General features: G+C 65.0%; 24 protein-coding genes. 12 read left to right on the forward strand and 12 right to left on the reverse strand.

Annotated features, from left to right (window positions below; translation table 11 throughout):
- Nucleotides 1–29: 29 nt before the first annotated feature.
- The 9 genes from LDO41_RS24395 to LDO41_RS24435 are packed head-to-tail and all read right to left on the reverse strand — an operon-like array spanning nucleotide 30 to nucleotide 9,019.
- The gene (locus LDO41_RS24395; RefSeq protein ID WP_223992998.1) at nucleotides 30–734 is read right to left on the reverse strand and encodes an ABC transporter ATP-binding protein; all 705 of its coding nucleotides are present in this window, start codon (nucleotides 732–734) and stop codon (nucleotides 30–32) included.
- The gene (locus LDO41_RS24400; protein ID WP_223993004.1) at nucleotides 721–1,503 is read right to left on the reverse strand and encodes an ABC transporter ATP-binding protein; all 783 of its coding nucleotides are present in this window, start codon (nucleotides 1,501–1,503) and stop codon (nucleotides 721–723) included. Before LDO41_RS24400 ends, LDO41_RS24395 begins: the two co-directional genes overlap by 14 nt.
- Nucleotides 1,500–2,555: a branched-chain amino acid ABC transporter permease gene (locus LDO41_RS24405; protein ID WP_223993005.1), complete on the reverse strand. Its 1,056-nt coding sequence runs from the start codon at nucleotides 2,553–2,555 to the stop codon at nucleotides 1,500–1,502. Before LDO41_RS24405 ends, LDO41_RS24400 begins: the two co-directional genes overlap by 4 nt.
- On the reverse strand, nucleotides 2,552–3,424 hold the full coding sequence (locus LDO41_RS24410) for a branched-chain amino acid ABC transporter permease (protein WP_223993006.1): 873 nt from the start codon (nucleotides 3,422–3,424) through the stop codon (nucleotides 2,552–2,554). Before LDO41_RS24410 ends, LDO41_RS24405 begins: the two co-directional genes overlap by 4 nt.
- 27 nt (nucleotides 3,425–3,451) lie before the next feature.
- Complete coding sequence (locus tag LDO41_RS24415; RefSeq protein ID WP_223993007.1) at nucleotides 3,452–4,615, reverse strand: ABC transporter substrate-binding protein; 1,164 nt, start codon at nucleotides 4,613–4,615, stop codon at nucleotides 3,452–3,454.
- 58 nt (nucleotides 4,616–4,673) lie between these two features.
- A complete protein-coding gene (locus LDO41_RS24420) occupies nucleotides 4,674–5,288 on the reverse strand; it encodes an SRPBCC family protein (protein ID WP_223993009.1) in 615 nt (204 codons plus the stop codon).
- Complete coding sequence (locus tag LDO41_RS24425) at nucleotides 5,278–5,799, reverse strand: (2Fe-2S)-binding protein (RefSeq protein ID WP_223993011.1); 522 nt, start codon at nucleotides 5,797–5,799, stop codon at nucleotides 5,278–5,280. The genes LDO41_RS24420 and LDO41_RS24425 overlap by 11 nt, the downstream gene beginning before the upstream one ends.
- The gene (locus LDO41_RS24430; RefSeq protein ID WP_223993013.1) at nucleotides 5,796–6,623 is read right to left on the reverse strand and encodes an FAD binding domain-containing protein; all 828 of its coding nucleotides are present in this window, start codon (nucleotides 6,621–6,623) and stop codon (nucleotides 5,796–5,798) included. Before LDO41_RS24430 ends, LDO41_RS24425 begins: the two co-directional genes overlap by 4 nt.
- The gene (locus LDO41_RS24435) at nucleotides 6,620–9,019 is read right to left on the reverse strand and encodes a xanthine dehydrogenase family protein molybdopterin-binding subunit (protein ID WP_223993015.1); all 2,400 of its coding nucleotides are present in this window, start codon (nucleotides 9,017–9,019) and stop codon (nucleotides 6,620–6,622) included. Before LDO41_RS24435 ends, LDO41_RS24430 begins: the two co-directional genes overlap by 4 nt.
- Nucleotides 9,020–9,380: 361 nt before the next feature.
- Between LDO41_RS24435 and LDO41_RS24440 the strand changes: the two genes are divergently transcribed.
- Nucleotides 9,381–9,890, forward strand: a complete 510-nt coding sequence (locus tag LDO41_RS24440; protein ID WP_223993016.1) for a MarR family winged helix-turn-helix transcriptional regulator — start codon at nucleotides 9,381–9,383, stop codon at nucleotides 9,888–9,890.
- A 32-nt stretch (nucleotides 9,891–9,922) separates the two neighbouring features.
- Here the strand turns inward: LDO41_RS24440 and LDO41_RS24445 are convergent, their stop codons facing one another.
- Complete coding sequence (locus LDO41_RS24445) at nucleotides 9,923–11,017, reverse strand: FUSC family protein (RefSeq protein ID WP_223993025.1); 1,095 nt, start codon at nucleotides 11,015–11,017, stop codon at nucleotides 9,923–9,925.
- 154 nt (nucleotides 11,018–11,171) lie between these two features.
- On the opposite strand from LDO41_RS24445, the gene pcaD reads away from it, so the two are divergent.
- The 11 genes from pcaD to LDO41_RS24500 all read left to right on the forward strand — a co-directional run bounded on the left by pcaD (nucleotide 11,172) and on the right by LDO41_RS24500 (nucleotide 22,461).
- Nucleotides 11,172–11,948: a 3-oxoadipate enol-lactonase gene (gene pcaD / locus LDO41_RS24450; protein ID WP_223993027.1), complete on the forward strand. Its 777-nt coding sequence runs from the start codon at nucleotides 11,172–11,174 to the stop codon at nucleotides 11,946–11,948.
- A 377-nt stretch (nucleotides 11,949–12,325) separates the two neighbouring features.
- On the forward strand, nucleotides 12,326–13,525 hold the full coding sequence (urtA, locus tag LDO41_RS24455) for an urea ABC transporter substrate-binding protein (protein WP_223993029.1): 1,200 nt from the start codon (nucleotides 12,326–12,328) through the stop codon (nucleotides 13,523–13,525).
- 26 nt (nucleotides 13,526–13,551) lie between these two features.
- Nucleotides 13,552–14,454, forward strand: coding sequence for an urea ABC transporter permease subunit UrtB (gene urtB / locus LDO41_RS24460; RefSeq protein ID WP_223993030.1), 903 nt, complete (start codon nucleotides 13,552–13,554; stop codon nucleotides 14,452–14,454).
- 4 nt (nucleotides 14,455–14,458) lie between these two features.
- Nucleotides 14,459–15,520, forward strand: a complete 1,062-nt coding sequence (gene urtC / locus LDO41_RS24465) for an urea ABC transporter permease subunit UrtC (protein WP_223993031.1) — start codon at nucleotides 14,459–14,461, stop codon at nucleotides 15,518–15,520.
- Entirely contained in the window at nucleotides 15,517–16,347 is an 831-nt protein-coding gene (gene urtD, locus LDO41_RS24470; protein ID WP_223993032.1) for an urea ABC transporter ATP-binding protein UrtD, read from the forward strand. The genes urtC and urtD overlap by 4 nt, the downstream gene beginning before the upstream one ends.
- Before the next feature lie 9 nt (nucleotides 16,348–16,356).
- Nucleotides 16,357–17,046 carry an urea ABC transporter ATP-binding subunit UrtE gene (gene urtE, locus LDO41_RS24475; protein ID WP_223993033.1) on the forward strand — a complete coding sequence of 230 codons (690 nt, stop codon included), beginning with the start codon at nucleotides 16,357–16,359 and terminating at the stop codon, nucleotides 17,044–17,046.
- A gap of 21 nt (nucleotides 17,047–17,067) precedes the next feature.
- A complete protein-coding gene (locus tag LDO41_RS24480; RefSeq protein ID WP_223993034.1) occupies nucleotides 17,068–18,105 on the forward strand; it encodes an aliphatic amidase in 1,038 nt (345 codons plus the stop codon).
- Between the two features lie 64 nt (nucleotides 18,106–18,169).
- Nucleotides 18,170–18,976, forward strand: coding sequence for a CbbQ/NirQ/NorQ/GpvN family protein (locus LDO41_RS24485; protein ID WP_223993035.1), 807 nt, complete (start codon nucleotides 18,170–18,172; stop codon nucleotides 18,974–18,976).
- Complete coding sequence (locus tag LDO41_RS24490; RefSeq protein WP_223993036.1) at nucleotides 18,973–20,604, forward strand: nitric oxide reductase activation protein NorD; 1,632 nt, start codon at nucleotides 18,973–18,975, stop codon at nucleotides 20,602–20,604. The genes LDO41_RS24485 and LDO41_RS24490 overlap by 4 nt, the downstream gene beginning before the upstream one ends.
- A 74-nt stretch (nucleotides 20,605–20,678) precedes the next feature.
- A complete protein-coding gene (locus tag LDO41_RS24495; protein ID WP_223993037.1) occupies nucleotides 20,679–21,830 on the forward strand; it encodes a transporter substrate-binding domain-containing protein in 1,152 nt (383 codons plus the stop codon).
- A 1-nt stretch (nucleotide 21,831) separates the two neighbouring features.
- Nucleotides 21,832–22,461 carry an ANTAR domain-containing response regulator gene (locus LDO41_RS24500; RefSeq protein WP_223993040.1) on the forward strand — a complete coding sequence of 210 codons (630 nt, stop codon included), beginning with the start codon at nucleotides 21,832–21,834 and terminating at the stop codon, nucleotides 22,459–22,461.
- A 14-nt stretch (nucleotides 22,462–22,475) separates the two neighbouring features.
- Here LDO41_RS24500 and LDO41_RS24505 read toward each other — a convergent pair whose 3' ends face one another.
- Nucleotides 22,476–23,039: a hypothetical protein gene (locus tag LDO41_RS24505; RefSeq protein ID WP_223993042.1), complete on the reverse strand. Its 564-nt coding sequence runs from the start codon at nucleotides 23,037–23,039 to the stop codon at nucleotides 22,476–22,478.
- 115 nt (nucleotides 23,040–23,154) lie between these two features.
- A complete protein-coding gene (locus LDO41_RS24510; RefSeq protein WP_223993044.1) occupies nucleotides 23,155–23,697 on the reverse strand; it encodes a cupin domain-containing protein in 543 nt (180 codons plus the stop codon).
- Between the last annotated feature and the right edge of the window lie 101 nt (nucleotides 23,698–23,798).

Genomic DNA, 23,798 nt, shown 5'->3' on the forward strand with positions numbered 1-23,798 from the left:
GAGATAGCCCCTTGAGTGTCGTGCGGACGCTATCCGCCCAGATAGGCGCGGCGAATGTTCGGATCCGCGAGCATCTTCTCGGCCGGGCCTTCGTTGACCACGCGCCCGTTCTCGAGCAGGTATGCGCGATCGCACATCTCGAGCGCCGCATACGCGTTTTGTTCCACCATCAGCACCGTGGTGCCTTCACGTCGTACCTCGAGGATCAGGTCGAAGATCATCTCGACGAAATTCGGTGCCAGGCCCAGCGACGGCTCGTCGAACATCACGAGGCGCGGCCGCGCCATCAGCGCGCGCGCAATCGCAAGCATCTGCTGCTCGCCGCCCGACAGCGTGCCCGCCGCCTGCTTCAGGCGCTCGCGCAGACGCGGAAAGCGGTCCAGCATGCGTTCACGATCCTGCCGTACGCGATTGCGGTCGAGCCGCCGATAGGCGCCCATCTCGAGGTTCTCGGACACCGTCAGCTGCGGAAATACGCGCCGGCCTTCCGGGCAATGCGCCACGCCGCGCTCGATCACCGCCGCCGCCGATGCCCCCGAAATCTGATGACCGTCGAATGTGATGCGGCCATGCGCAAGCGGTTCGAGACCGCTGATCGCGCGGAGCGTGGTCGACTTGCCCGCACCGTTGGCGCCGATCAGCGTCACCAGCTCGCCTTCGCGCACCTCGATCGACACGCGCTCGACGCCGACGGCCGGGCCGTACCGTACTGAAATCTGTTCAACCTTGAGCACGTTTGAGCCCCGATCCGAGATAGGCCCGGATGACTTCCGGGTCCTGCTGAATGTCCGCCGGCTTGCCGGTTGCAATGCGCTTGCCGTGATTGAGCACTACGATATGGTCGGAGATCGACATCACCATATGCATGTCGTGCTCGACCAGCAGCACCGTGACGCCGCTGTCGCGAATGCGGCGCACCATCGTCTTGAACGCGTCGGTCTCGGACGGATTGAGACCCGCCGCGGGTTCGTCGAGCAGCAGGATGCGCGGCCGCGCCGCCAGCGCGATCGCCACGCCGAGCAGGCGTTGCTCGCCATAGGCGAGGCTCGATGCACGTTCCTCCGCGCGAGACTCGAGCCCGACAAAGTCCAGCAGTTCTTCAGCACGGGCCCGCAGCGCGCGCTCTTCCTCGCGCATGCGGCGGCCGCGCGTGAGCGCCTGCCAAAGCCCTGCACGACCCTGCAGATGCAGCGCGGTCAGTACGTTGTCGAACACCGTGCAACCCGGGAACACGTTGGTGCGCTGGAAACTACGGACCAGCCCGAGTTCGGCGATCTTCTCGGGCGACAAGCCCACCACATTGCGACCGAACACACGGATCTCCCCCGCCGTGGGACGCATGTAGCCCGAGATCGCGTTGAACGTGGTAGTCTTGCCCGCGCCGTTGGGGCCGATCAGGCTGACGATCTGTCCTTCCTGCACCGCGAAGCTCACGGTGTCCATCGCCTTGAGCCCGGCGATGTCCATGGTCACGCCGCCCAGTGTCAATACTGGCTCGCTCATGCTTCGTCTCCCTTTGCCGGCAGCGGGATGCCTATCGGCGCGGCGACGGCAGCTTTGCGCCGACGCAGCGTACCGAGTGCGGCGAAGGCGGGCACGATGCCACGCGGCAGCACGATCAGGATCACGATCATCAGCGTGCCGTACAGCATCCATTGCATCTCCGGTGCCATCACACCGCGCAATGCCTCGGGCATCAACCCGAAGATCAACCCGCCGACCACCGGGCCGGCCAGCGTGCCCTTGCCACCTGCGATCACCATGATCACCATCGTGATCGTGAACATAAACATGAAGACATCCGGGTCGATAATCTGCACGGTATGCGCATAGAGGCCGCCAGCCGCTCCGGCGATGCCCGCGGAGACCAGCGTGGCGATGCGCAGATAGCGCGAAGCCTCGATGCCGATCGAGCGCGCCAGCGTCTCGTTCTCGCGCAGCGCCACCATCGCGCGGCCCACGCGGCTGCGCACGATCGCCGCCACCGTGAACCAGGCGATCGTGCCAGCCGCCAGCACCAGCCAATAGCGCGCGGCCTTCGAGGTCAGATCGAGCACGCCGTGCCCCGGCACCCACATGGTCAGTGCCGGAATATTGTTGAGCGCCATCGGACCTTCGGTCAGATCGACCCAGTTCAGCGCGACCATGCGCATCACCTGGGCAAAGCTGATGGTGACGATCACGAAGTACGCGCCACGTACGCGGAACGCAAGCTTGCCCACCAGCCAGCCGGACAGGCTTGCCATGGCGATGCCCGCGAGAAAGGCCACCCACACCGGCTTGGGCGCGACCACAAATGGCGCATCGAAGCCAAGGAACGTCACGTCGAAGCCGAGCGACAGCAGCGCACTGGTGTAGGCGCCGATGCCGAAGAACGCCACATGGCCGAGGCTCAACTGCCCCGTGTAACCCAGCAGCAGGTTGAGGCTGATGGCCGCGACGATAAAGATGCCGCACGAGGCCATCACCGACAGCACGTACGGATCGGGCCAGACGACCGGCAACAATGCGAAGGCCGCGACGCAGGCCAGCGGCGTGAATCTTGCGATGGTCATCCCACTCGCTCCTTGGTGGAAAACAGACCCTGCGGCCGCACGATCATCACGATCAGAATCACGAGGAAGCCGATCGCATCGCGGTACGCGGTAGAGACGTAGCCCGCGCCAAATTCCTCGACCAGGCCCAGCGTAAAGCCGCCGAGCGCAGCGCCCGGCAGATTGCCGAGACCGCCCAGGATCACGATCGCGAACGCCTTGAGGCTGGCAAGGTCGCCCATGGTCGGATTGACCACGAACACCGGCGCCAGCAACGCGCCCGCTACCGCGGCCAGCGACGAGCCGAGCGCGAATGTCAGCGTGTACATGTACGGCACCTTGACGCCGACGATCTCGGCCGCGTCGCGGTCCTGGAACGTGGCGCGCATGGCCAGCCCCAGTCGCGTGCGTTCGATCAGCAGATAGAACAGGCCAAGCAGCACCACTGCCGTGCACAGTACGAACAGGCGGATCGGCGACACCGACACCAGCCCGAACACAAGCGGTTCCTGCGAGAACGGCGACGGCACCGCCTTGGCGACCCCGCCCCAGAGCAGCAGCTCCCCGTTCTGCATCACGATCATCACGCCGATCATGATCAGCATGACCTCGTCCATGGCCGCGAGGTTGCGCCGCCGCAGGAGCACGTACTCGATCAGCGCGCCGACGGCAAAGCCGCCGACGGCCGCGAGGATCAGCGAGCCGAAGAAATTGAGGCCGAGCACCGACACCACCGCGTAGGCGATATAGGCACCCAGCGCATAGAGCTCGCCGTGCGCGAAGTTGACGACCCGCATGATGCCGAAGATCAGCGTCAGGCCGATCCCCAGCAAGGCGTAAGTCGCCCCGAGCACGAGTCCGTTCAGCGCATGCTGCAGGAACGATTCCACTGTGATTCCCCTGTCCGTAGCGCGTGCTTATTTGACTGCGACCGCGCCGTCCTTGAGCTCGACCACGTAGATGTTCGGCTCGGCCTGACCGCTTTCCTTGCCGGCCGGACCTTCCTTGATAAACGCGATATCGCCGTTGACGCCCTTGAGCTTGACCTTCCACAGCGCATCGCGAATGGCGGCGGGCTCGGCCTTGCCGGCCACGCGGATCGCTTCGGCGATGGTCAGGATCGCGTCATAGCCACGGAAGCCTTCGGTCTGGCCGGCGAAGTCGAGCTTGCGCGCATTCCAGCCCGCGACGAAGTCCTTGGCCACCTCGGGGTACTGCGCGCGTTCCACTGCCCACGGTGCGAAGAACAGCAGATGCTGGCTCGCGTAGCCCTTCGGCCCCGGGGTCTTCAGCAGCGGCTCGGGAAACGAGCCGCCGGTGGTGATCACGCGTTGCGGCAGGCGCTGCTCGGCGGCCTGGCGGATCGCCAGCGTCAGTTGCTCGATACCCGAGGTGACGATCAGCGTGTCGGCGCCGGTGCTCTTGAGCGATGCCAGTTGCGCCGACAGGTCGGTGGCGTCCGGCGCCATGGTTTCGGTGCGGCCCACGGTGATGCCCTTGCCCTCGAGTGCCTTGCGGAATTCGGCGGCGGCACCAAGACCCCAGTCGTTGTTCACCGACAGGAAGTCCACCTTCTTGATGGCCGGGCTGAACGACGCCAGATGCTTGGCGAACGCGGCCGCTTCCATCGCCGACGTCGGGCTGGTACGGAAGATCCACGGATTGCCCGCCGTCGTGATCTTGGTCGACGACGCGGTCTCCACGACCATCGGCACGCCGTACTCGACCAGCTTCGGCATGACGGCGAGCGTGAACGTCGAGCTCCATGCGCCCATCAGCACCGGTACCTTGTCCTTGAGGATCAGCTTCTCGGCCGAGTTAACCGCCTCGCGTGGATTGGACTTGTTGTCCTCGATCACCAGTTCGAGCTTGCGGCCCAGCACGCCGCCGCGGCTATTGATGACGTCCGCCGCGATGCGCGCGCCGTTGGTCACATACGTGCCCGACGCGGCCACCGCGCCGGTCAGCGGCTCGGTCACGCCGATCTTGATGGTCTCCTGTGCCTGGGCGAAGGGTGCGCTGCAGGCGAGCACCGAACTGACGGCGATGAGGGCGACGCGGGTCTTGCTGCGGATCCACATGGGGATCTCCTTGTTCGAGATGAGACAGGACGATGGGAACTGCGAAAAACTAGGCAACTCAGGCGTTCTTGCGGGCGCGCCACCACTGGCGCAGCCAGGCCTTGAACACACTCCACAGATCGATGGAGGCGGCTGGCGCGGCCTCGGCCGGCCGCGGTGAACTGACGAGGGTGGGCTGGACCGCTGGGCCGGCGTCAACCGCTACGCCGTCGGCGACAGGCTCGGCGGGCAGTGCCGCCTGCAGATTCGCGGCGAACTCGCGCGTCAGTTGCTCGGCCAGTGCGCGCACAATGCCTTCGCGGCTGAACTGCGCGAGCGCTCCGGTTACCGCGTAATCGACCGCCACCACGACCTCGGTACCGCTCTCCACGGGCTGCAACGCAAACCGTGCGACACCCTTGACGCGGCTCTGCGTCTTGGCATCGACGGCGGTGCCGCTGAATGTGCCGGTGCGCGCCACATCGTCCTGTGCGAGTTCGCCCTGCCCCTTGAAACGCGCGGCGATCGGGCCCAGCTTTACCTGGAACAACAGCGGTACCTTGTTGCCCTCCACCACGGCGTCGTCGGGAATCGATGCGCCGGGCAGGCAGTTGATCAGCAGCCTCACATCCTGAAACGCCTGCCACACGGTCGCTGGCGCCGTGCTCAGCGCGAAACGTTGTTCAATTTCCATGACATGCTCCTTCGCGGCGTTCGCGCAGCACGCGCTGGATTGCGCGCACGATGCCGATATAGCCGGTGCAGCGGCAGAGATTGCCAGCCAGTTCTTCCTGAATGCGAGCCTCATCGGCGTCGGGCAGACGCAGCACGATGTCGCGCGCGGTCATCAACATGCCGGGCGTGCAATAGCCGCATTGCAGCGCGTGCTCGGCCGTGAATGCGGCGCGCAGCTGCGCCATCACCGCGTCCTCGTCGAACGCCTCTAGCGTGCGCACAGCCTTGCCGACGAAACGCACGGCGGATTGCAGGCACGAGCGCTGCGGCATGCCATCGACTTCAACCGTGCACGCGCCGCACACGCCGTGTTCGCACCCGATATGCGTGGCGGTCAGGCCGCAGTGATCGCGCAAGGCATCGGCCAGGTGCGTGCGATCCTCCAGCTGCAGCGCGTACTTGCGGCCATTCACATCGAGATCGATGCGCTGGGCATGGACCTCCGGGAATATCAGTTCAGGCGCGCTCATCGCGGCGTCTCCTTATCGTCCATATCGTTGACGACCAGTCGCAGCATCTCGGCGAGCTGGGCAGTGCGGGCGGGATCGACATCGATGCCGGCCTCGGCCAGCCATGCCGCGCGTTGGGGCGCGGTAGCGAGCGATGCGATCAAGCCCGGGCCTTCGAACACGCGCGGCGCGCCGTCGAGCGCGCCTACGACCAGTCGCTCGACGCCGAGCGCCGGGTCGCGCAGGGCGCAGACCAGCGCGTGCGCGAACTCGCCGGTCTTGCGACAGAATTTGCGATACGACCAGCGCGCCTGCGCCGACAGTCGCGGCACGCTGATAGCGGTCAGCAGTTCGCCTTCGCCGAGTTGCGTCTCGAACGCGGCCAGCATGAAATCCGCGGCGCGCACGGTGCGCACGCCGTCGGGGCCTTCGAGGCGCAGCGTCGCGCCCAGTAGAGGCATCGTGCTGACCCAGTCCGCAGCCGGATCGGCATGGCACAGGCTGCCGCCGAGCGTGCCGCGATTACGCACCGCGCGGTAGGCGATGCCGCGCGCGACCGCCGGCATCAGGCCGCGGCTCGGATCGGGCAGCCTGCCGTCCTCGAACGCGGCATGCGTGCACATCGCGCCGAACGTAATGGCGTCAGCACCCTCCTGCACCGCGCGCAGGGCATCGATGCCATCGAGGTCGGCCAGCAGCTCCGGTTGTGCAAGACGCAGGTTCAGCATCGCGCCGAGCGACTGTCCACCGGCGATGGCCTTGCCACCCCAGCCGGCGTCGCGCAGCGTGCGGGTGGTAGCGTCGATCGAGACGCCCGGTTCGATGCGGTAGGCAACGGCCTTCATTGCGCGTCCTCCTTGTTGCCCGCCGCGGCCAGCGCCGCCAGTACGCGCTCCGGGCTGGCCGGGCATTGCGTCAGCTCCGCACCTAGCGCATGCAGCGCGTCGTTGACCGCGTTGATGATGGCCGCCGGTGGCGCGATCGCACCGCCCTCCCCCAGCCCTTTCTGGCCATACTTGCTGTGCGGGCTCGGCGTTTCCATATGCAGCAGCGTCAACGGCGGCATTTCGCCGGCACCGGGCAGCAGGTAGTCGGCCATGGTGGAGGCCAGCGGCTGGCCTTCCGTGTCAAAGGGCATCTCTTCGTACAACGCGGTGCCGATGCCTTGCGCCAGGCCACCAATGATCTGACCATCGACGATCAGCGGATTCAGCAGCACGCCGCCGTCCTCGCAGATCGCATAGTCGAGCAACGTGACCTTGCCGGTGGCGGTGTCCACTTCCACCGCACAAGCGTGGCAGGCATAGCTGAAGGTGCCCGTGTCGGGCTGCGTCTTGTAGCCGGTGACCACCTCGAGGCCACCCGGATCGATACCCGCTGGCACCTTCTGCGGCGCGCGGTACCACGTGTGCGCGATCTCCGCGAGGGACATGCTCTCGAGCTGGCCGGGCGCCTTCACTACGCCGTCGATTAGTTGCATCGATGCGGCCGGCTTGCCAAGCACGCCCGCCGCGATGCTGATCAGCCGTTGCGCCAGTACGTCGCAAGCCGCGCCGACGGCGCCGCCGGCCATCACCGCACAACGCGAGCCCCAGGTGCCAGTCGAGTAAGGAGAGACCGCAGTGTCGCCATGCACCACGCGTACGCGGTCGATATCGATGCCGAGTACCGTGTGTGCGACCTGCGCCATCGACGTTTCCATGCCCTGTCCGTGCGAATGCACGCCAAGGCGTAGTTCGAGCACGCCATCGGGCGTGATGCGCGCCGAGCATTGCTCATGACCGGGCACCATCGGAATGCCCCAGCCGTGATAGACCGAAGTGCCGTGAGCACCCTGCTCGCAATACACGGAGAGGCCGAGACCGATTCGCTTGTTGCCGGCCGTTGCATTGACCTCGTGCTGCCGCGCACGCCAGCGCTTCCAGTCAAGCGCGGCCACCGCGCGCGTCATGCTCTCGGCGTAGTCGCCCGAGTCGAACAGCTTGCCAGTGATATTGACGAACGGCATCGCGCTAGCCGGCACGAGGCTGCGCGCGCGCAGGTCGTACGGCTCAATGCCGAGATCGCGCGCGGCCGCATCCATCATCAGTTCGATCGCGAAGCACACGCCAGTGCGTGCTACACCGCGATACGGCAGGATGCCGGGCTTGTTGGTGGCTATCGCGCGCGAGCGGCAGACGTAGCGATCCATCGTGTACGGGCCCGGCAGGATCGACGCCACCTGCGAGGCCTCCAGGCACGCGCTGAACGGATAGAGCGAGTAAGCACCCGAGTCCACCATCGCGTCGCACTCGATGCTCACGAGGCGGCCGTCCGGCTCGACCTCGATAGCGATGTCATACGCGTGCTCGCGGCAGTTCGCATTGGCGCTGAGCTGCTCGCGGCGATCCTCGAGCCAGCGCACGGGGCGGCCGAGATGGCGCGCCAGCCAGGCGCAGCAAATCTCCTCGGGCAGCAGCAGGCCCTTGTAACCGAAGCCGCCACCGACGTCGGGCGAGATCACGCGGACCTGGCCTTCGTCGAGGCCGAGGCATTCGGCCAGGCCGGTGCGGTTGATATGCGGCACCTGCGCCGCGGTGTACATCACGAGCTGATCGAGCCGATGATCCCACCAGCACAGCACGGCACGACCTTCCATCGGCATCATGCACTGGCGCGCGGTGCGCAGCATGCGGTGATAGCGACGGGTTTCGCTACTGTTGCCATCAGCCTTGTCACCGCCTTTCTCGATACGTGTTTCCACGAATACGTTGTCGCTCCACGCGTCATGCACGCGGGCCGCGGACGTGTTGGCGGTGTCCATGTCGGCCAGCACTGGCAGCTCGTCGTAATCGACCTCTACCTGAGCGGCAATATCCTCGGCGCGTGCGCGCGTCGGCGCCACGCACGCCGCCACCAGCTCGCCCACATGGCGCACCTTGTCGCTCGCAAGCGGATGCTGCACGGACCGTTTGAAGCCCGGCAGCCCGGCGGCGGCAAGGATCGGCGCCACATCGGGCAGGTCCGCCATCGTGAATACCAGCGACTCGAGGCCGGCCGGCTTGTGGATCGTGCCAAGCCGTGCGTGAGCGACCGGACTGCGCACAAAGGCGACGTCCAGCATGTCCGGCATGCGGATATCGCCCACGAACTGACCGCGGCCAAGCAGTAGCCGCTGGTCTTCCTTGCGCGGTACGCGATCACCGATGCCCTGGGCACGTACGGCAGGCGCGAGGTCTTCCCTGGAGGTTGGAGCGTTCATACGGCGGGGGCGTCTTCTTGTGTGTCCCGGCATTCACCGGCTGTGCACTGCATAAAGCAACGCGTGTGCCACCGCGCATGGGCCGACCAGCCCTGCTTACGCCAAGCCTTTGATCCGATTGGGAAAAACTTCTTTGAAAAATATGTGCCATACCCCATATCTACGTGCGCGCCGCGGGCGATGACGCGACGCACGCACCAGCATGCGTCGTATCCCCACCCATAAATGGGGCATACCCCATTTCTTGAATGCACGAAATGTGGGAACCGTTTGTAGCACTCTGCAATACTTCGACATAATCGACACGGGGATACGTGGCATACTTCCTAAATCGCCCACGGGCTATTCAGTACCACTTCTCATGATTCGCGAAGACAGCCTTCCCCTGCTCGAGGCGGAGCTTGCGGAGGTCCAGCAACACTCGGTGCTCTACTCCCGCCCGGGCTTTCTGATCCGCCGCCTGCATCAGATCCACGGCGGTCTGTTTCTTGAAGAGACCAGCGAGTTCAATATCACGCCAGTGCAGTACAGCCTGATGTCGGCGCTGCTCGAACAGGGCGAACTCGATCAGAATTCGCTGGCCATGGCGATTGGCCTCGAACGCACAACGGTTGCCGAAGTGCTGCCGCGGCTCGAAGCGCGCGGGTTGATCGAGCGTAGACAGTCGCCGCTCGATGGCCGCGTCAAGCTGGTGCGGCTCGCGCGCAAGGGGCGTACGCTGGTGCAGCGCATGCAGGACGCAGTGGAACGCGCGCATGCACGCACGATCGAACATCTGACGCCTGCCGAGCGCGATCTGTTCATGCTCATGATGATTCGCATCGTCGAGGCCAGCGACGTACCTGGCGTGGCGCCGCTACGCAATCGCTAAGGTCGTCCCCTCAGTCCTGTCGGTCCTGCCGGTTAAGGTCGCGTCACGTCCGCTTTGGCTTCGCGCAACGGAAACATCAGCAACGCCGCCGCGATGCCCAGCGCGCCGCCGAGCAGCGTCTCCCACGCCCGCGCTACCAGCACCGCCAGCGAATGCTCGCCGGCGACGGCCAGCGTAACCACGAGCGTGAACGCAAACGCGCCGCAAGCCACGTCATAGCGCTCGGGCAGCGCCATCGCGTACACGATCATCGCCACCGATGCGGCGCACCAGATCAATAGCGGAGCGTGTGCCGCGAGCGGCAGGCAGATCAGCCCGAGCGGCACGCCGACGAGCGTACCGATAATGCGCCGCCGCCCCCGCTCGATGGTGGCCGCGGCAGTACCGGTCACCACGTAGACACACGCGGTGACGCCCCATGCCGATTCGATCAACCCGAGCGCACTGGTCAACGCCACCACGATCAGCGCGGCAGTCGCCGCCTGCAGCCCCATGACGAGCTCCGGCGAGCCAAAGCGCGGGCGTACGACTGGCGCGAGCGGTGGGGCGGGAATCGGTTGCTCGGCGGGGCCGGTCAGCAGCCGTGGCACTACCGCGGACACGATCGCGATCAGCATCGCCACACCGATGGCTATCAGGTCGTTCGGCCCGAGGTCGGTGGTATAGCCGAGCAGTTGTCCGATATAGAGCTGCGATCCCACACCCGCCCCCAGCACGCCATAGCGCCGCAGAAAGCCAACGACGAATGCACCGCTGATAAGAATCCACTCGCCACCGGCGCGCAGATGCACATCCAGCCACGGCGCCACCAGCGCATAGACTGCGGCACCTACCGCCGCGGCGACGCACAGCACCACCAGATCCCGGCTCGACGTCCAACGTGTAGTCCGCGCTTCCGAGACACTGGCCCACAGCGCGAAGCCCGCCGCCAGCGTCACCAGCGGCGCCGCATCGGGCAGCCCCAGCGAGACATCTCGCAACGCCCCGAGCGCGGCCGCAATGCCATAAGCCGTCACCAGCCGCAGCCCCTTGATGCGACGATGCGTGCCCGGATCGATACGATCCAGCCATTGCTCGACCCGCTCGGCGATAGCAAGAAAGGCCTGACGCAAGATGTCCCCCAGCAAGAAGGCATGACTGCGCTCTATTTAACGCCGGCCGGGCAAGCCATGCAACGGGCACACCATATACGTTGACGCGCTCTGCCCCGCCCGCACTCCCTTCCGCCCCACGCGCTATCATTCCGGCTTGCGTTCCACACTCGCTTTCAAGGAGACTCTCTTGCCATACCTCGATCACGCCGGCGCCCGGCTGTTCTATACCGTCGATGGTCCCGATCAGGCACCCGCCATCGTGTTCTCGAACTCGCTCGGCACCGATCACACCATGTGGCAGCCGCAGGCGGATGCGCTGGCCGGGGACTTCCGCGTGGTTCGCTATGACACGCGCGGTCATGGACGTTCGACGTACGACGGCAAGCCGTTCGGTGTCGACACGCTCGGTCGCGATGTGGTCGCGATTCTCGACGCGCTCGGCATCGAACAGGCGACGTTCTGCGGGCTGTCGATGGGCGGCTCCACAGGACAGTGGCTCGGCATTCATGCGCCGCAGCGTTTCTCGCGCATCGTGTTGGCCAACACCGCGGCAAAGATCGGCGGCGCCGATGGCTGGAACGCGCGCATTGGCACCGTGCAGCAAGAGGGCATGGCACCGCTGGTTGATGCCTCGGTGCAGCGATGGTTCACGCCCGCGTTCGTTGCGCGCGAGGCGGCCGCGATCGCCCCGCTGCGCGCGGTGCTCGCCGCACTCGATCCGCAGGGCTATGCCGCCAACTGTGCCGCGGTACGCGACGCGGACTTCCGTGACACCGCGTCGACGATTGGCGTGCCGGTGCTAGTCATTGCAGGGAGCGACGATCCGTCGACCACCGCCGCCGAAGGTCGCGCGCTAGCCGATGCGATCCCGGGCGCGCGCTATCTCGAACTGCCTGCCGCACATATCTCGAGCTTCGAGTTGCCCCAACGCTTCACGCAGGCACTGCGCGAATTTATCGGCTGACGTGGCACTGCTTCCGCGCATGCCGCACCGCAATAACGAGCGGCGTGCGCCAATAATATGCAGCAACGCCCCGCGTTGGGGAAGGCACAAGGAATGCACGTGGGTTAGTAAAAATCCCTACACCCGGCGCAGATCCTTATGCTATAAATCCCTGCAAGACGAGATGTCGTCTCACAACATGTCGCGCTAGCTGCCAATACTGCCAGCGGAGCGCAAGGCAACAGAGCCCGAACCGGTGAACACCGGTTCGGGCTTTTTTCGTTTGTACGTTTCAGAAGTCAACCAGTCGAATGGATGCCCCGGCAACCAGGGCGGAGCTTTGTCCAAAACAATCGACGCCCATAAAAACGCCGCACCACATGGCCTAGGAGAAACCCATGAGCACGTTCAATCGCCGCCGCTTCGTCAAGACTGCTGGTTCCATGCTCGCGCTCGGCGCGACTTCGGGCACGCTGCTACATCCGCTTGCCGCGCGAGCCCAGGCGCAGGAGCCCGTCAAGCTTGGCCTGCTGCATTCGCTGTCCGGCACCATCGCGATCGCGGAGGCTTCGCTCGTCGATGCCGAGAAGATGGCCGTGGACGAGATCAATGCCTCGGGCGGCGTGATGGGCCGCAAGATCGAGGTCGTGGTGGAGGACGGTGCGAGCGAGAACCCGATCTTCGCCGAGAAGGCACGCAAGCTGCTCGAGCGCGACAAGTGCGCGGCGATCATCGGTTGCTATACATCCGCCTCGCGCAAGGCCGTGCTGCCCGCGCTCGCGCGCGCCAATGGACTGCTGTTCTATCCGACTTACTACGAAGGCCAGGAGCAGGACAAGCACGTTATCTACCCGTCGCAGGAGGCTACGCAGTCCGTCATCGCGGCCATTGACTGGATGGCGCGCGAAAAGGGCAAGACCATCTTCCTGGTCGGCTCCGACTATATCTATCCACGCACCTGCAACAAGATCGCCAAGGCCACGATCACCAAGCTCGGCGGCAAGCTCGCGGGCGAGGAATACGCACCGCTCGGCCACACCGAGTTCTCGTCGATCATCAACAAGATCAAGGCCGCCAAGCCCGATTGCATCTACAGCACCGTGGTCGGTGGCTCCAACGTGGCGTTCTACAAGCAGCTACGTGCGGCCGGGCTCGACGGCAGCAAGATCACCCTGCTCTCCACCGTGGTGTCGGAGAACGAGATCGAGGGCATCGGCAAGGACAACGCGGTCGGCTACTACGCCTGCATGGGCTACTTCCAGAGCCTCAAGAATCCGGTCAACGAGCGCTTCGTCAAAGCCTTCAAGACACGCTACGGGCAGGAGCGCGTGATCGGTGACCCGATGGAGGTGGCCTACAACAGCGTCTACCTGTGGAAGCTCGCGGTGGAGAAGGCCAAAACCTTCGATCCCGAGAAGGTGGCCGCCGCCGCCGGCGGCGTCACGCTCGATGCGCCTGAGGGAACCGTGCGCGTGCATGCCACCAACCATCACGTCTGGAAAAAGGTACGCGTGGGCCGTGCGCGCCCCGATGGCCAGTTCGACATCGTGTGGGAGTCGGCCGATCTGATCGAACCGAACCCATTCCCCAAGGTGTAAGGCCACGCGCGTAACGGAGCTCCGAGATGGATATCGACATCGTCGCGATGCAGGTCTTCAATGGCATCAGTCTGTTCACCATCCTGTTCCTGATGGCGATCGGACTGGCCATCGTGTTTGGACTGATGGGCGTCATCAACATGGCGCACGGGGAGTTGATGGCCCTTGGCGCGTACATGACGTACCTGACCGCGCGCGCGTTCGAGCATTGGGCGCCGCAGTGGATGGACGGCTACCTGTTCGCGGCGATTCCGGTGGCATTCGCCACCACCTTCGCGGCGGGCTACGTGCTCGAGCGTGGCTTTATCCGCTTCTTCTACGATCGTCCGCTCGACACGTTGCTGGCCACCTGGGGCCTGAGCCTGATCCTGCAGCAGACCTATCGCTCGGTGTTTGGCCCGCAGGAAGTCAGCGTGCCTCTCGCCTCCTGGCTATCGGGTGCATGGGAGCCCGTCAGCGGCATCCAGCTACCGCTCACGCGCATCTTCGTGATCGGCCTGACCGCGGTGGTGGCGCTCGCCGTGTATCTGCTGCTCTACCGTACGCGCTGGGGCCTGCGCGTGCGCGCCGTCACCCAGAACCGCGCGATGAGCGATGCGGTCGGCATCAACACCGATCGCGTCGACGCGGCCACCTTTGCGCTTGGCTCAGGCCTCGCGGGTATCGCCGGATGCGTATTCACGATGATCGGCTCGACCAACCCCGGCACAGGCCAGCTGTATATCGTCGATTCGTTCATCGTGGTCGTATTCGGCGGCGTGCAGAGCCTGATCGGCACCGCCCTTTCGGGCTTCACCATCGCGCAGTCGCAGACCACGCTCGAGTACCTGATGAGCGGCTCGATGGCCAAGGTGGCGATCCTGCTGCTGGTTATCACGACGCTGTACTTCCGGCCCAATGGGCTATTCGCGCGCAAGGCCCGGAGGTGATGCCATGAAGCTCGTATATCGAAGAAGCGATCTGCTGGCGCTGGCATCCGTCGCCGTGCTGCTGCTCGCGATCCTGCCGCTGACGCTCGATGCGTTCCGTCTGAATCTGGTCGGCAAGTACCTGGCGTTCTCGTTCGTCGCCATCGGCATCGTCATCACGTGGGGCTACGGGGGCATCCTGAGTCTGGGACAGGGCATCTTCTTCGGCCTCGGCGGCTACATGATGGCGATGTTCCTGAAGCTGGAAGCCTCGGCTCCGGAGCTGCCCGACTTCATGGTCTGGAGCAGCGTGGAGAAGCTGCCATTCTGGTGGGAGCCGTTCCACAGCTTTACCGCGACGTTGGTGCTGATCCTCGTGCTGCCCGCGCTGCTTGCCTACGGGCTCTCCTATGCGGTGTTCAAGCGGCGCGTGAGCGGTGTGTACTTCGCCATCGTCACGCTTTGCCTCGCCACGACGCTGACGGTGCTGATCATCGGCCAGCAGGGCGACACCGGTGGCGCCAACGGCATTACGGACTTCCGCACGTTGCTCGGCATGGACGTGGTCGGCGACGCGGCGCGGCAGGTCATCTACTACGTGCAGGCCGCCACCATTCTCGTGCTGATGGCGTTAGCCGTGGCATTGCTGCGCACTCGCTTCGGCAAGGTGCTGATCGCGATCCGCGACAGCGAGGACCGTGTGCGCTTCAGCGGCTACAACACCGCGCACTTCAAGGCGTTCGTGTTCATGCTCGCGGCCATCCTGAGCGCCATTGGCGGTGCGTTCTACACGTTGCAGGTGGGCCTGGTATCGCCGGGTGTGGTCGGCGTGGTCACCTCGGTGGAAATGGTGATTTTCGCGGCAGTGGGAGGGCGGCTGTCGGTGCCCGGCGCGGTGGTGGGCGCGCTGCTGGTGGGCTTCCTCAAGTCGTGGTTATCGGAAACCTTCCCGCAGATCTGGCTGTATTTCCTCGGTGCGATTTTCATCGTGGTGGTGGTAGCCATGCCCAACGGACTGGCTGGCCTGTTCAGCACCTTCAGCAGCACCTTCGGCATGCGCGACGCACGTGCGAAGGAGAGCAAATGAACGCGGAACTCGATATGGACGACATGATGCCCGCTTCCGCGATGGCCAATACGCAGAATGCGCAGAATACGCAGGCGGCCCCGGCGACTCCGACCGCTGGCTGCCTGGAGATCGACGCGCTCACGGTCTCGTTCGACGGCTTTCGCGCCGTCGATGGCCTGAGCCTGCGCGTCGACCCGTGCGAGCTGCGCGTGATCATTGGCCCCAACGGCGCGGGCAAGACCACGCTGCTCGACATGATCTGCGGCAAGACGCGTCCGTCCTCGGGACGCGTGCTGTTTGAAGGCAGGGACCTCGCGCAGATGCCCGAGCACGAAATCGTGCGCGCCGGGGTGGGTCGCAAGTTCCAGACGCCTTCGGTCTACGAGGACCTGACCGTGTTCGAGAACTTCGAGATCTCGCTACCCAACGCGCACGGCGTGCTGCGCTCGGTGTTCTTTCATCGTCGCGCCGATGTCATCGCCCGCATCGAGGCGATCGCCGACATGGTGTTTCTGCGCGACCGCCTCGCTGGCAAGGCTGGACGTCTGAGCCACGGCCAGAAACAGTGGCTCGAGATCGGCATGTTGCTGCTGCAGGAGCCACGGCTGCTGCTGCTCGATGAGCCCGTGGCCGGCATGAGCCCGCGCGAGCGCGAGCTTACCGCGGCGCTGCTCGCGCGCATCGCGCAGGGCAAATCGGTCATCGTGATCGAGCACGACATGGACTTCGTGCGGCAGATCGCCAGCAAGGTGACCGTCCTGCATCAAGGCCGCGTGCTCAGCGAAGGTACGGTCGCCGAAGTGCAGGCGGACCCGCGCGTGGTCGACGTCTACCTCGGCCACTAGGAGAACGCGATGCTGGAAGTGCAGGGACTCAATGTGGCGTATCGCGAATCGCATGTGATCAAGGACGTGTCGTTCTCGGTCAGGGAGCGCGAATCGGTGGCGATCATGGGCCGCAATGGCATGGGCAAGACCACGCTGCTGAAATCGCTGATCGGCATGCTGCCCGCGCGCAGCGGCAGCATTCGTCTGCGCGGCACGGAGCTCGCCGGATTGCGTGGCCACGCGCGTGTGAAGCACGGCCTCGCTTTCGTGCCGCAGGGCCGCATGATCTTTGCGGGGCTTACGGTGGAGCAGAACATCCTGACCGGCACCGAGTACTCGCGCTATCGCGCGGTGCCTGACTACATCTACCAATGCTTTCCGGTGCTGCACGAGATGCGCAACCGACGCGGCGGCAACCTCAGCGGCGGCCAGCAGCAGATGCTGGCGATTGCACGCGCGCTGGTGTCCGATCCGCAGGTGCTGATTCTCGACGAGCCAACCGAGGGCATCCAGCCTTCGATCATCAAGGACATCGCGCGCACGCTCAACGCGCTGCGCCAGGAACGCGGTTTTGCCATCGTGGTGTCCGAGCAGATGCTCAGCTTCGCGCTCGATCTGGCCGACCGTTTTCTGGTCATCGACGGCGGGCGCATCGTGCACGAAGAAGCGCGCGACACGCTCGACCAGCAGAAAGTGCGGTCATTCCTGACCGTCTGACGTTTATCAAGGAGAAATGAAATGCGACACGGTGATATCGGCAGCTCGAAGGATACGGTCGGTGTGGCGGTAGTGAACTACAAGATGCCGCGGCTGCATACCAAGGCGGAGGTGCTCGACAACGCGCGCAAGATCGGCGAGATGCTGGTCGGGATGAAGCAGGGCCTGCCAGGGATGGATCTGGTCGTGTTTCCCGAGTACTCGACCCACGGCATCATGTACGACGCGAAGGAAATGTACGAGACGGCTTCACAGATCCCGGGTGAAGAAACCGAGATCTTCGCGGCGGCCTGTCGCAAAGCCAACGTGTGGGGCGTGTTCTCGCTGACCGGCGAACGTCACGAGGAGCACCCGAACAAGGCGCCGTACAACACGCTGATCCTCATGAACAACCAGGGCGAGATCGTGCAGAAGTACCGCAAGATCATGCCGTGGGCCCCGATCGAGGGCTGGTATCCGGGCGACTGCACGTATGTGTCGGAGGGACCCAAGGGGCTCAAGGTCAGCCTGATCATTTGCGACGACGGCAACTATCCCGAGATCTGGCGTGACTGCGCGATGCGTGGCGCGGAACTGATCGTCCGCTGCCAGGGCTATATGTATCCCGCGCGCGACCAGCAGATGATGGTGGCCAGGACCATGGCGTGGATGAACAACAGCTATGTGGCGGTCGCCAACGCCACCGGTTTCGACGGCGTGTATTCGTACTTTGGCGGTTCGTCGCTGATCGGTTTCGATGGCCGCACGCTCGGCGAGTGCGGCACCGAGGAGATGGGCATTCAGTACGGCGAGTTCTCGCTGAGCCTGATCCGCGACGCGCGCAAGAACCAGCAGTCGAACAATCACCTGTTCAAGCTGCTGCATCGCGGCTATACCGGCAAGCTCAACTCCGGCGAGGGCGCGCAAGGCGTCGCGGCCTGCCCGTTCGAGTTCTACGGCAAATGGGTCAACGATCCGGAAGGTACGCGCAAGGCGGTCGAGTCCATTACGCGTTCGACGATTGGCACGGCTGAATGTCCTATTGAAGGCATCCCGCACGAGCAGGCGGAGCACCGCTGATGTGACCGCGCCCACCGCCGCGCGCGGTGGGCTTCATTATTGCGATATTCGACCCGATTCCTCAATGTCCAGTCCCATCGCCGCCTATCGCATCGAGGCCGAACCGTTCTACCAATCCGTTGGCCAGGAAGTCGCGTGGTTCGAGCACGCGTACGCGCACCGGCTGCCCACCGTGCTCAAGGGGCCGACCGGTTGCGGCAAGACGCGGTTCATCGAGTACATGGCGTGGAAGCTGCGCAAGCCATTGATCACCGTCGCATGCAACGAGGACATGACCGCGTCCGACCTCGTCGGCCGCTACCTGCTGGACGCGCATGGCACCGCGTGGCATGACGGCCCGCTTACCACGGCCGTGCGTGAAGGTGCAATCTGCTACCTCGACGAGATTGTCGAGGCTCGGCAGGACACCACCGTGATCATTCACCCGCTTACCGACGCGCGGCGCATGCTGCCGCTCGACAAGAAGGGCGAGCTGATCCACGCCCATGCGGACTTCCAGCTCGTGGTGTCGTATAACCCCGGCTATCAGAGCCGCGCCAAGGACATGAAGCCGTCCACGCGCCAGCGCTTCGTGGCGATGCAGTTCGACTACCCGGATGCGGAGGCGGAGGCGCGCATCGTCGCGACTGAGGCGGATGTTTCACCGGAGCTCGCCACCCGCCTCGTCGATATCGCCACGCGCACGCGCGCGCTGCGCCATCGCGGTCTGGAGGAAGGCGCATCCACGCGCATGCTGATTCACGCCGGCACCTTGATCCGCTCGGGCGTGGCGCCGCGCGACAGCTGCGACATGACCATGACGCACGCGCTGACCGATGACCCCGACATGGCGCTCGCGCTGCGCGGGCTGATCGAGGCCACGTTCGCATGATCGATGCGGAAGTCTCGCCGTCGCTTGAACCACTGTTGACCGGATTGGCCGGATGCGGCATGTCGGTCGGCACCGCGCCGCGTATCCGACGGCCGGTGCTGACGTCCACGCATCTGCTGATGCCGCAGCTGCCTGACGCCTATGCAGTACAACGTGCGGCGGTGGCGCATGCGGCCGCGCATCTGCGCTTCTCGCCGCGTGCATTGCCGTCGCGCGGCCTCAAGCCGCTGAGCCTTGCGGTGATCTCCGCCGTCGAGGATGCGCGTGTGGACAGCCTGATGCTGCGCGACTGTCCAGGCATACGCGCATGGCTGCTGCCGCTGTTGCAGGAAGCCGTCGATCCGCACGGTCTGAGCTTTCGCGCGATGATGGGCCGGCTTGGCGCCGCGCTGCTCGATGACGACTGGCCCGACGACAATTACTGGATCGACAAGGCGCGCCATGGTTTTGCGGCGCTGCGTACTTGCTTGTACGATTACCGGGCGTTTCGTGAGCTGGCCTCGATTCTGGCCAACGATCTCGGCCAGATGCGCGTGCGCTTCGACGCCAACGACTACGTGGTGCCCGCCAGCTATCGCGACGACAACAGCTTTCTGTGGGATCACGGCGACCGCACGCCACCGCCCAACGCCGAACCGCTCGCGATGGCCGCGACTTCGGGCTATCAGCAAGCCGAGCCCGGTGACGATGCGGGAGAGGTCCCGCGTGCGGAACTCACGGACGAGCTGTCGCGCACGTACTATCCGGAATGGGACTACCGTCTCGACCTCGCCCGGCAGGATTGGTGCACCGTGATCGAGCGCGCGCCCGGCGCGCAGTCGTTGCCACGCGGCGCCGCCGAGCCATCGGATCTCGCGCGGCTCGGCGCACGCCTGGCACTGCCTCACCGCCAGCGGCTCAGCCGCGATCGCAAGCTCAAACGGCAACTCGAGGGGGAGTCGCTCGACCTCGATGCAGCCGTCACGGTCATGGTGGATCGCCGCCTCGGCCTGGCGCCGGAGCCCCGACTGTTCCTGCGTCCCGCGCGCGGCACGCCGCATTTCAGCATCCTGCTGCTCGTGGACGCTTCCGCCTCCACCAACGACGCGGTAGCCGGCACGCATGGTCACACCACCGTGCTCGACATCGAGAAGGCTGCCACGACGATGCTCGCCCACGCGGCCGCCGAATGCGGGCACCGCGTGGCGATCCACGCGTTCTCGTCCGATACGCGCGAAGCCGTCAACTATTTCAGGCTGCTCGACTTCGGTCAACCGCTCGACGCCGGTGCGCGGGCCACACTTGGCGCGCTGGCGGGCCGGTTCTCCACCCGCATCGGCGCCGCGTTGCGCCATGCCACCTCATGCGCCATGCGTGAGCCCAACCCGCACCGCGCCATCGTGGTCATCACCGACGGCGAGCCCTCCGATGTCGATGTATTCGACCGCGACTATCTGGTCGAGGATGCGCGCGCCGCCGCGCAGGCGGCCCGTCGCGCCGGCGTGGCGGTGTGCGGCGTGACGATCGATGCCGGTGCGGCGCCGTACATTCGCACCATGCTCGGGCATGGCAACTTCTGCGTCGCGGATACGGCGCGGGCCTTGCCTGCGCAACTGTCGGCAATATATGCTCGACTCGTGTCCAACTAGCCAGTTCGAGGAAGCGATGTTGCCCGCGGCCATCATGATGATCGAGCAATGCATGATCAAGAGGAGCCCTGGCCATGGCCAATAAGGATCCCGTGCGCGTCGGCGTGCTGTTCTCCGAGACCGGCGCCACCTCGACCATCGGTCACTCGCAGCTGCAGGGTTCGCTGCTGGCGATCGAGGAAATCAATGCGGCCGGCGGCCTCGACGGCCGCGAACTGGTACCGGTGGTCTACGACGCGCAATCGTCGCCCGCGGTCTATGCGCGCACGGCCGAGCGCCTGATCGTGCAGGATCGCGTCAATACGATCTTCGGCTGCTACATGTCGAGCAGCCGGAAGGCCGTGCTGCCCGTGGTCGAGCGCTGGAACAAGCTGCTGTTCTATCCGACGCTGTACGAGGGCTTCGAGTTCTCGAACAACATCATCTACACCGGCGCGGCACCGAATCAGAACAGCGTGCAACTGGCCGAGTTCATGACCGCGAATTTCGGCGCGCGCGTGTATCTGGTCGGCTCGGACTACATCTATCCGTACGAATCGAATCGCATCATGGGCGAGCTGGTGCTGCAGCGCCAGCACAGCGAGAAGGTCGGCGAGCGCTACGTGCCGCTCGATGCGAACGAGCGCGACTTTGCGCCGATCATCGCGGACATCGTGGCCAAGCAGCCGGATTTCATTTTTTCCACGGTGGTGGGCAATTCGACCGCGGCGCTCTATCGCGCGTATGCGCAGGCGGGGCTCGATCCCCGCACCATGCCGATCTCCAGCCTGACCACTTCGGAGGCCGAGATCAGCCAGATGGGGGCCGATGTGGCCACCGGCCACGTAACCGCCGCGCCGTACTTCCAGTCGATCCAGCGCGAGGACAACCTCAAGTGCCTCGAGCGTCTGCGCCGCCGGTTCGGCGACTCAGTGCCGAATCTGTGTTGGGAAGCCGCTTACTTCCAGATGCACGTCTACGCCAACGCGTTCCGCCGCTGTGGCGACGACGAGATCCTGCGGATCATGCCCCATATTCTCGGTAGCGAGTTCGACGCGCCGCAAGGCCGTATCCGCATCGATCCGTCGAACCACCACACCTGTCTGTATCCGCGCATTGGCATTGCCAATTCGCGCGGCCAGTTCACCATCGTGCGGGAGGCCACGCGTCCGGTCCACCCCGATCCATACCTCGTCACGCATTCGCTCGGGGACTGGACCACCACGCTGACGACGCTGGAGCTCTGACGTGAGCGTAGAAGGCCCGCGCCGCACGATCCGGGCGACCCCCCAGATTCTCAAGGACCTGCGCTCGCTGCGCGTACTCGTCTTTCATCCCGACGATGCCGACGGCAAGCAATTGACCGATCAGCTGCAGCGCATCGGCTGCCAGGTGCAGGCGTTCTGGCCCCCGCTGCCGACGTTGCCGGAGGGGGTCGATGCGGTATTCCTCGCGGTGCGGCCCGATTGCATCGAGCTCGGCTTCGACTGGTTCAAGGCGGAGACCGCGCCGACGCTGATCGCGGTGGTCACCTACGAGAACCCGACCATCGTCGAAGCCGTACTCCATATCGGCGCGCAGGCCGTGCTGGGCTCGCCGGTGCGGTCATTTGGCCTGCTGTCGGCGCTGGTGGTAGCGCGGCAGGTGCACGGCCAGGCGGGCACCGCCTGCCGCAAGATTCGCAAGCTCGAGGCCAAGCTGGTGGGCGTGCGGCAGATCGAGGAGGCCAAGAGCATCCTGATGCGAACGCGGCAGATCAGCGACGGCGCCGCCTACGACCTGATCCGCGACCAGGCCATGACCAAGCGCGTAACCACCGAGGTCATCGCCGCCGCGATCATCAATGCCAACGAGATCCTGTCGATCGGCAAAAGCTGATCATGCCCTCGGTTTCAAAGCGGTGCGGGCACTTTTGCGGCCGGCGCCGCCGGTGCCGGAGCGGGCCCTGTCGGCTGCGCTCCGCCATACGCAAAATACTTCGCCTTCGCACCCTTGGCCCAGTAAGCCGTCGTGAACTGCTTACCATCGCGCCCGTACAACAACTCGATGCTGCCGTTGGCCGCCGCCCACTCGGCGTAGCCATTCTCCGCGCCGGGGTCCGTCTTGCGCTTCGACTCATAGCGTGCGTCGAGCTTCTTGGTCACGTCATCGAGCGCGGGCCGGTCGAACGTTAGCGTAATCAGTGCCACCGCATCCGACGCATCGCAGTTCACGATCACGCGCGTGAGCCCCGGCAGGTTGAAGCGCTCGAGGTGCTTGACCTCGATGGCATCGCCACCCGCCCACGCCGCCTTGCCCGCGTTGACATGGTTCTGCGCATGCGTCAGACGCGCGCATTTGCTTACGCCGAGCTCGAGGCCCAACGGCGCGGCCGCCGGCGGCACGGGTTGTGCCAGCGCGGCGGGCGCCACAGCGGTGGCAATCAGGAAAGCGGTGAAACGAAGAGCCTTGTGCATCGGATGCGATCTGAAAAGAGTCTGCGCAATATTACGGCCTTTTCTGTCCGAAACTGAACCCGACCCTTGCCGATGCAACAAGCAATTGTTGCGATATGTTGCCGCGCCTTGGCTGTCAGGCCGCGTGTGCGCTCGCTTCGGCGTTGGCGGATTCGCCATCGCCCGGTCCGGCATAGAGCGGCTCGGCGGGATCGGTCGAGACCAGAAACTCCACACCCCAGGCCCGTCCGAACGCCATCAGATCGCGCCGCGAGACATTGTGCTGGCGCTGCATCGTGGCCAACGCGGCGAAGAACAACCGCGAATGCAGCGACGGCAGCACGGTCACAATCTGCCTGGCGATGCCCGGCCCGACATTCCGGAACGTATGCGCCGCGCCACCCGGCACCGTCACCACATCGCCCGCGGAGGCGATGATCTCCTTGCCATCGACCTCGAACCGATACTTGCCCTGAACAATCCGGAAGATCTCGGTCTGACGATGACGATGCGGCGGGGGGCCGAAGCCCGGCGCGTGGGTGGTATCGAGCATCTCGAGCACCCCGCCGGTGGTGGCGCCATCCACGCGGACCTTGAGTTCGAGGCCCATTTCGGGAATCTTCAGCGTCCGTCCGGCGGCGGTGTCGTCGGCGCGCGAAACTTCAAGTCGAAAGCCCATGATTGTTACCTCCTTGAGTGCGGGAACCTCCGCACCTTCAGAGTACCGGCCGAGAATGAGACGAAAATGAGCCGGCGCGCGATATTGGCGCGATGTTGGCA

This window comes from Cupriavidus pampae (genome assembly GCF_914271485.1).
Taxonomy (GTDB): Bacteria; Pseudomonadota; Gammaproteobacteria; order Burkholderiales; family Burkholderiaceae; genus Cupriavidus; species Cupriavidus pampae.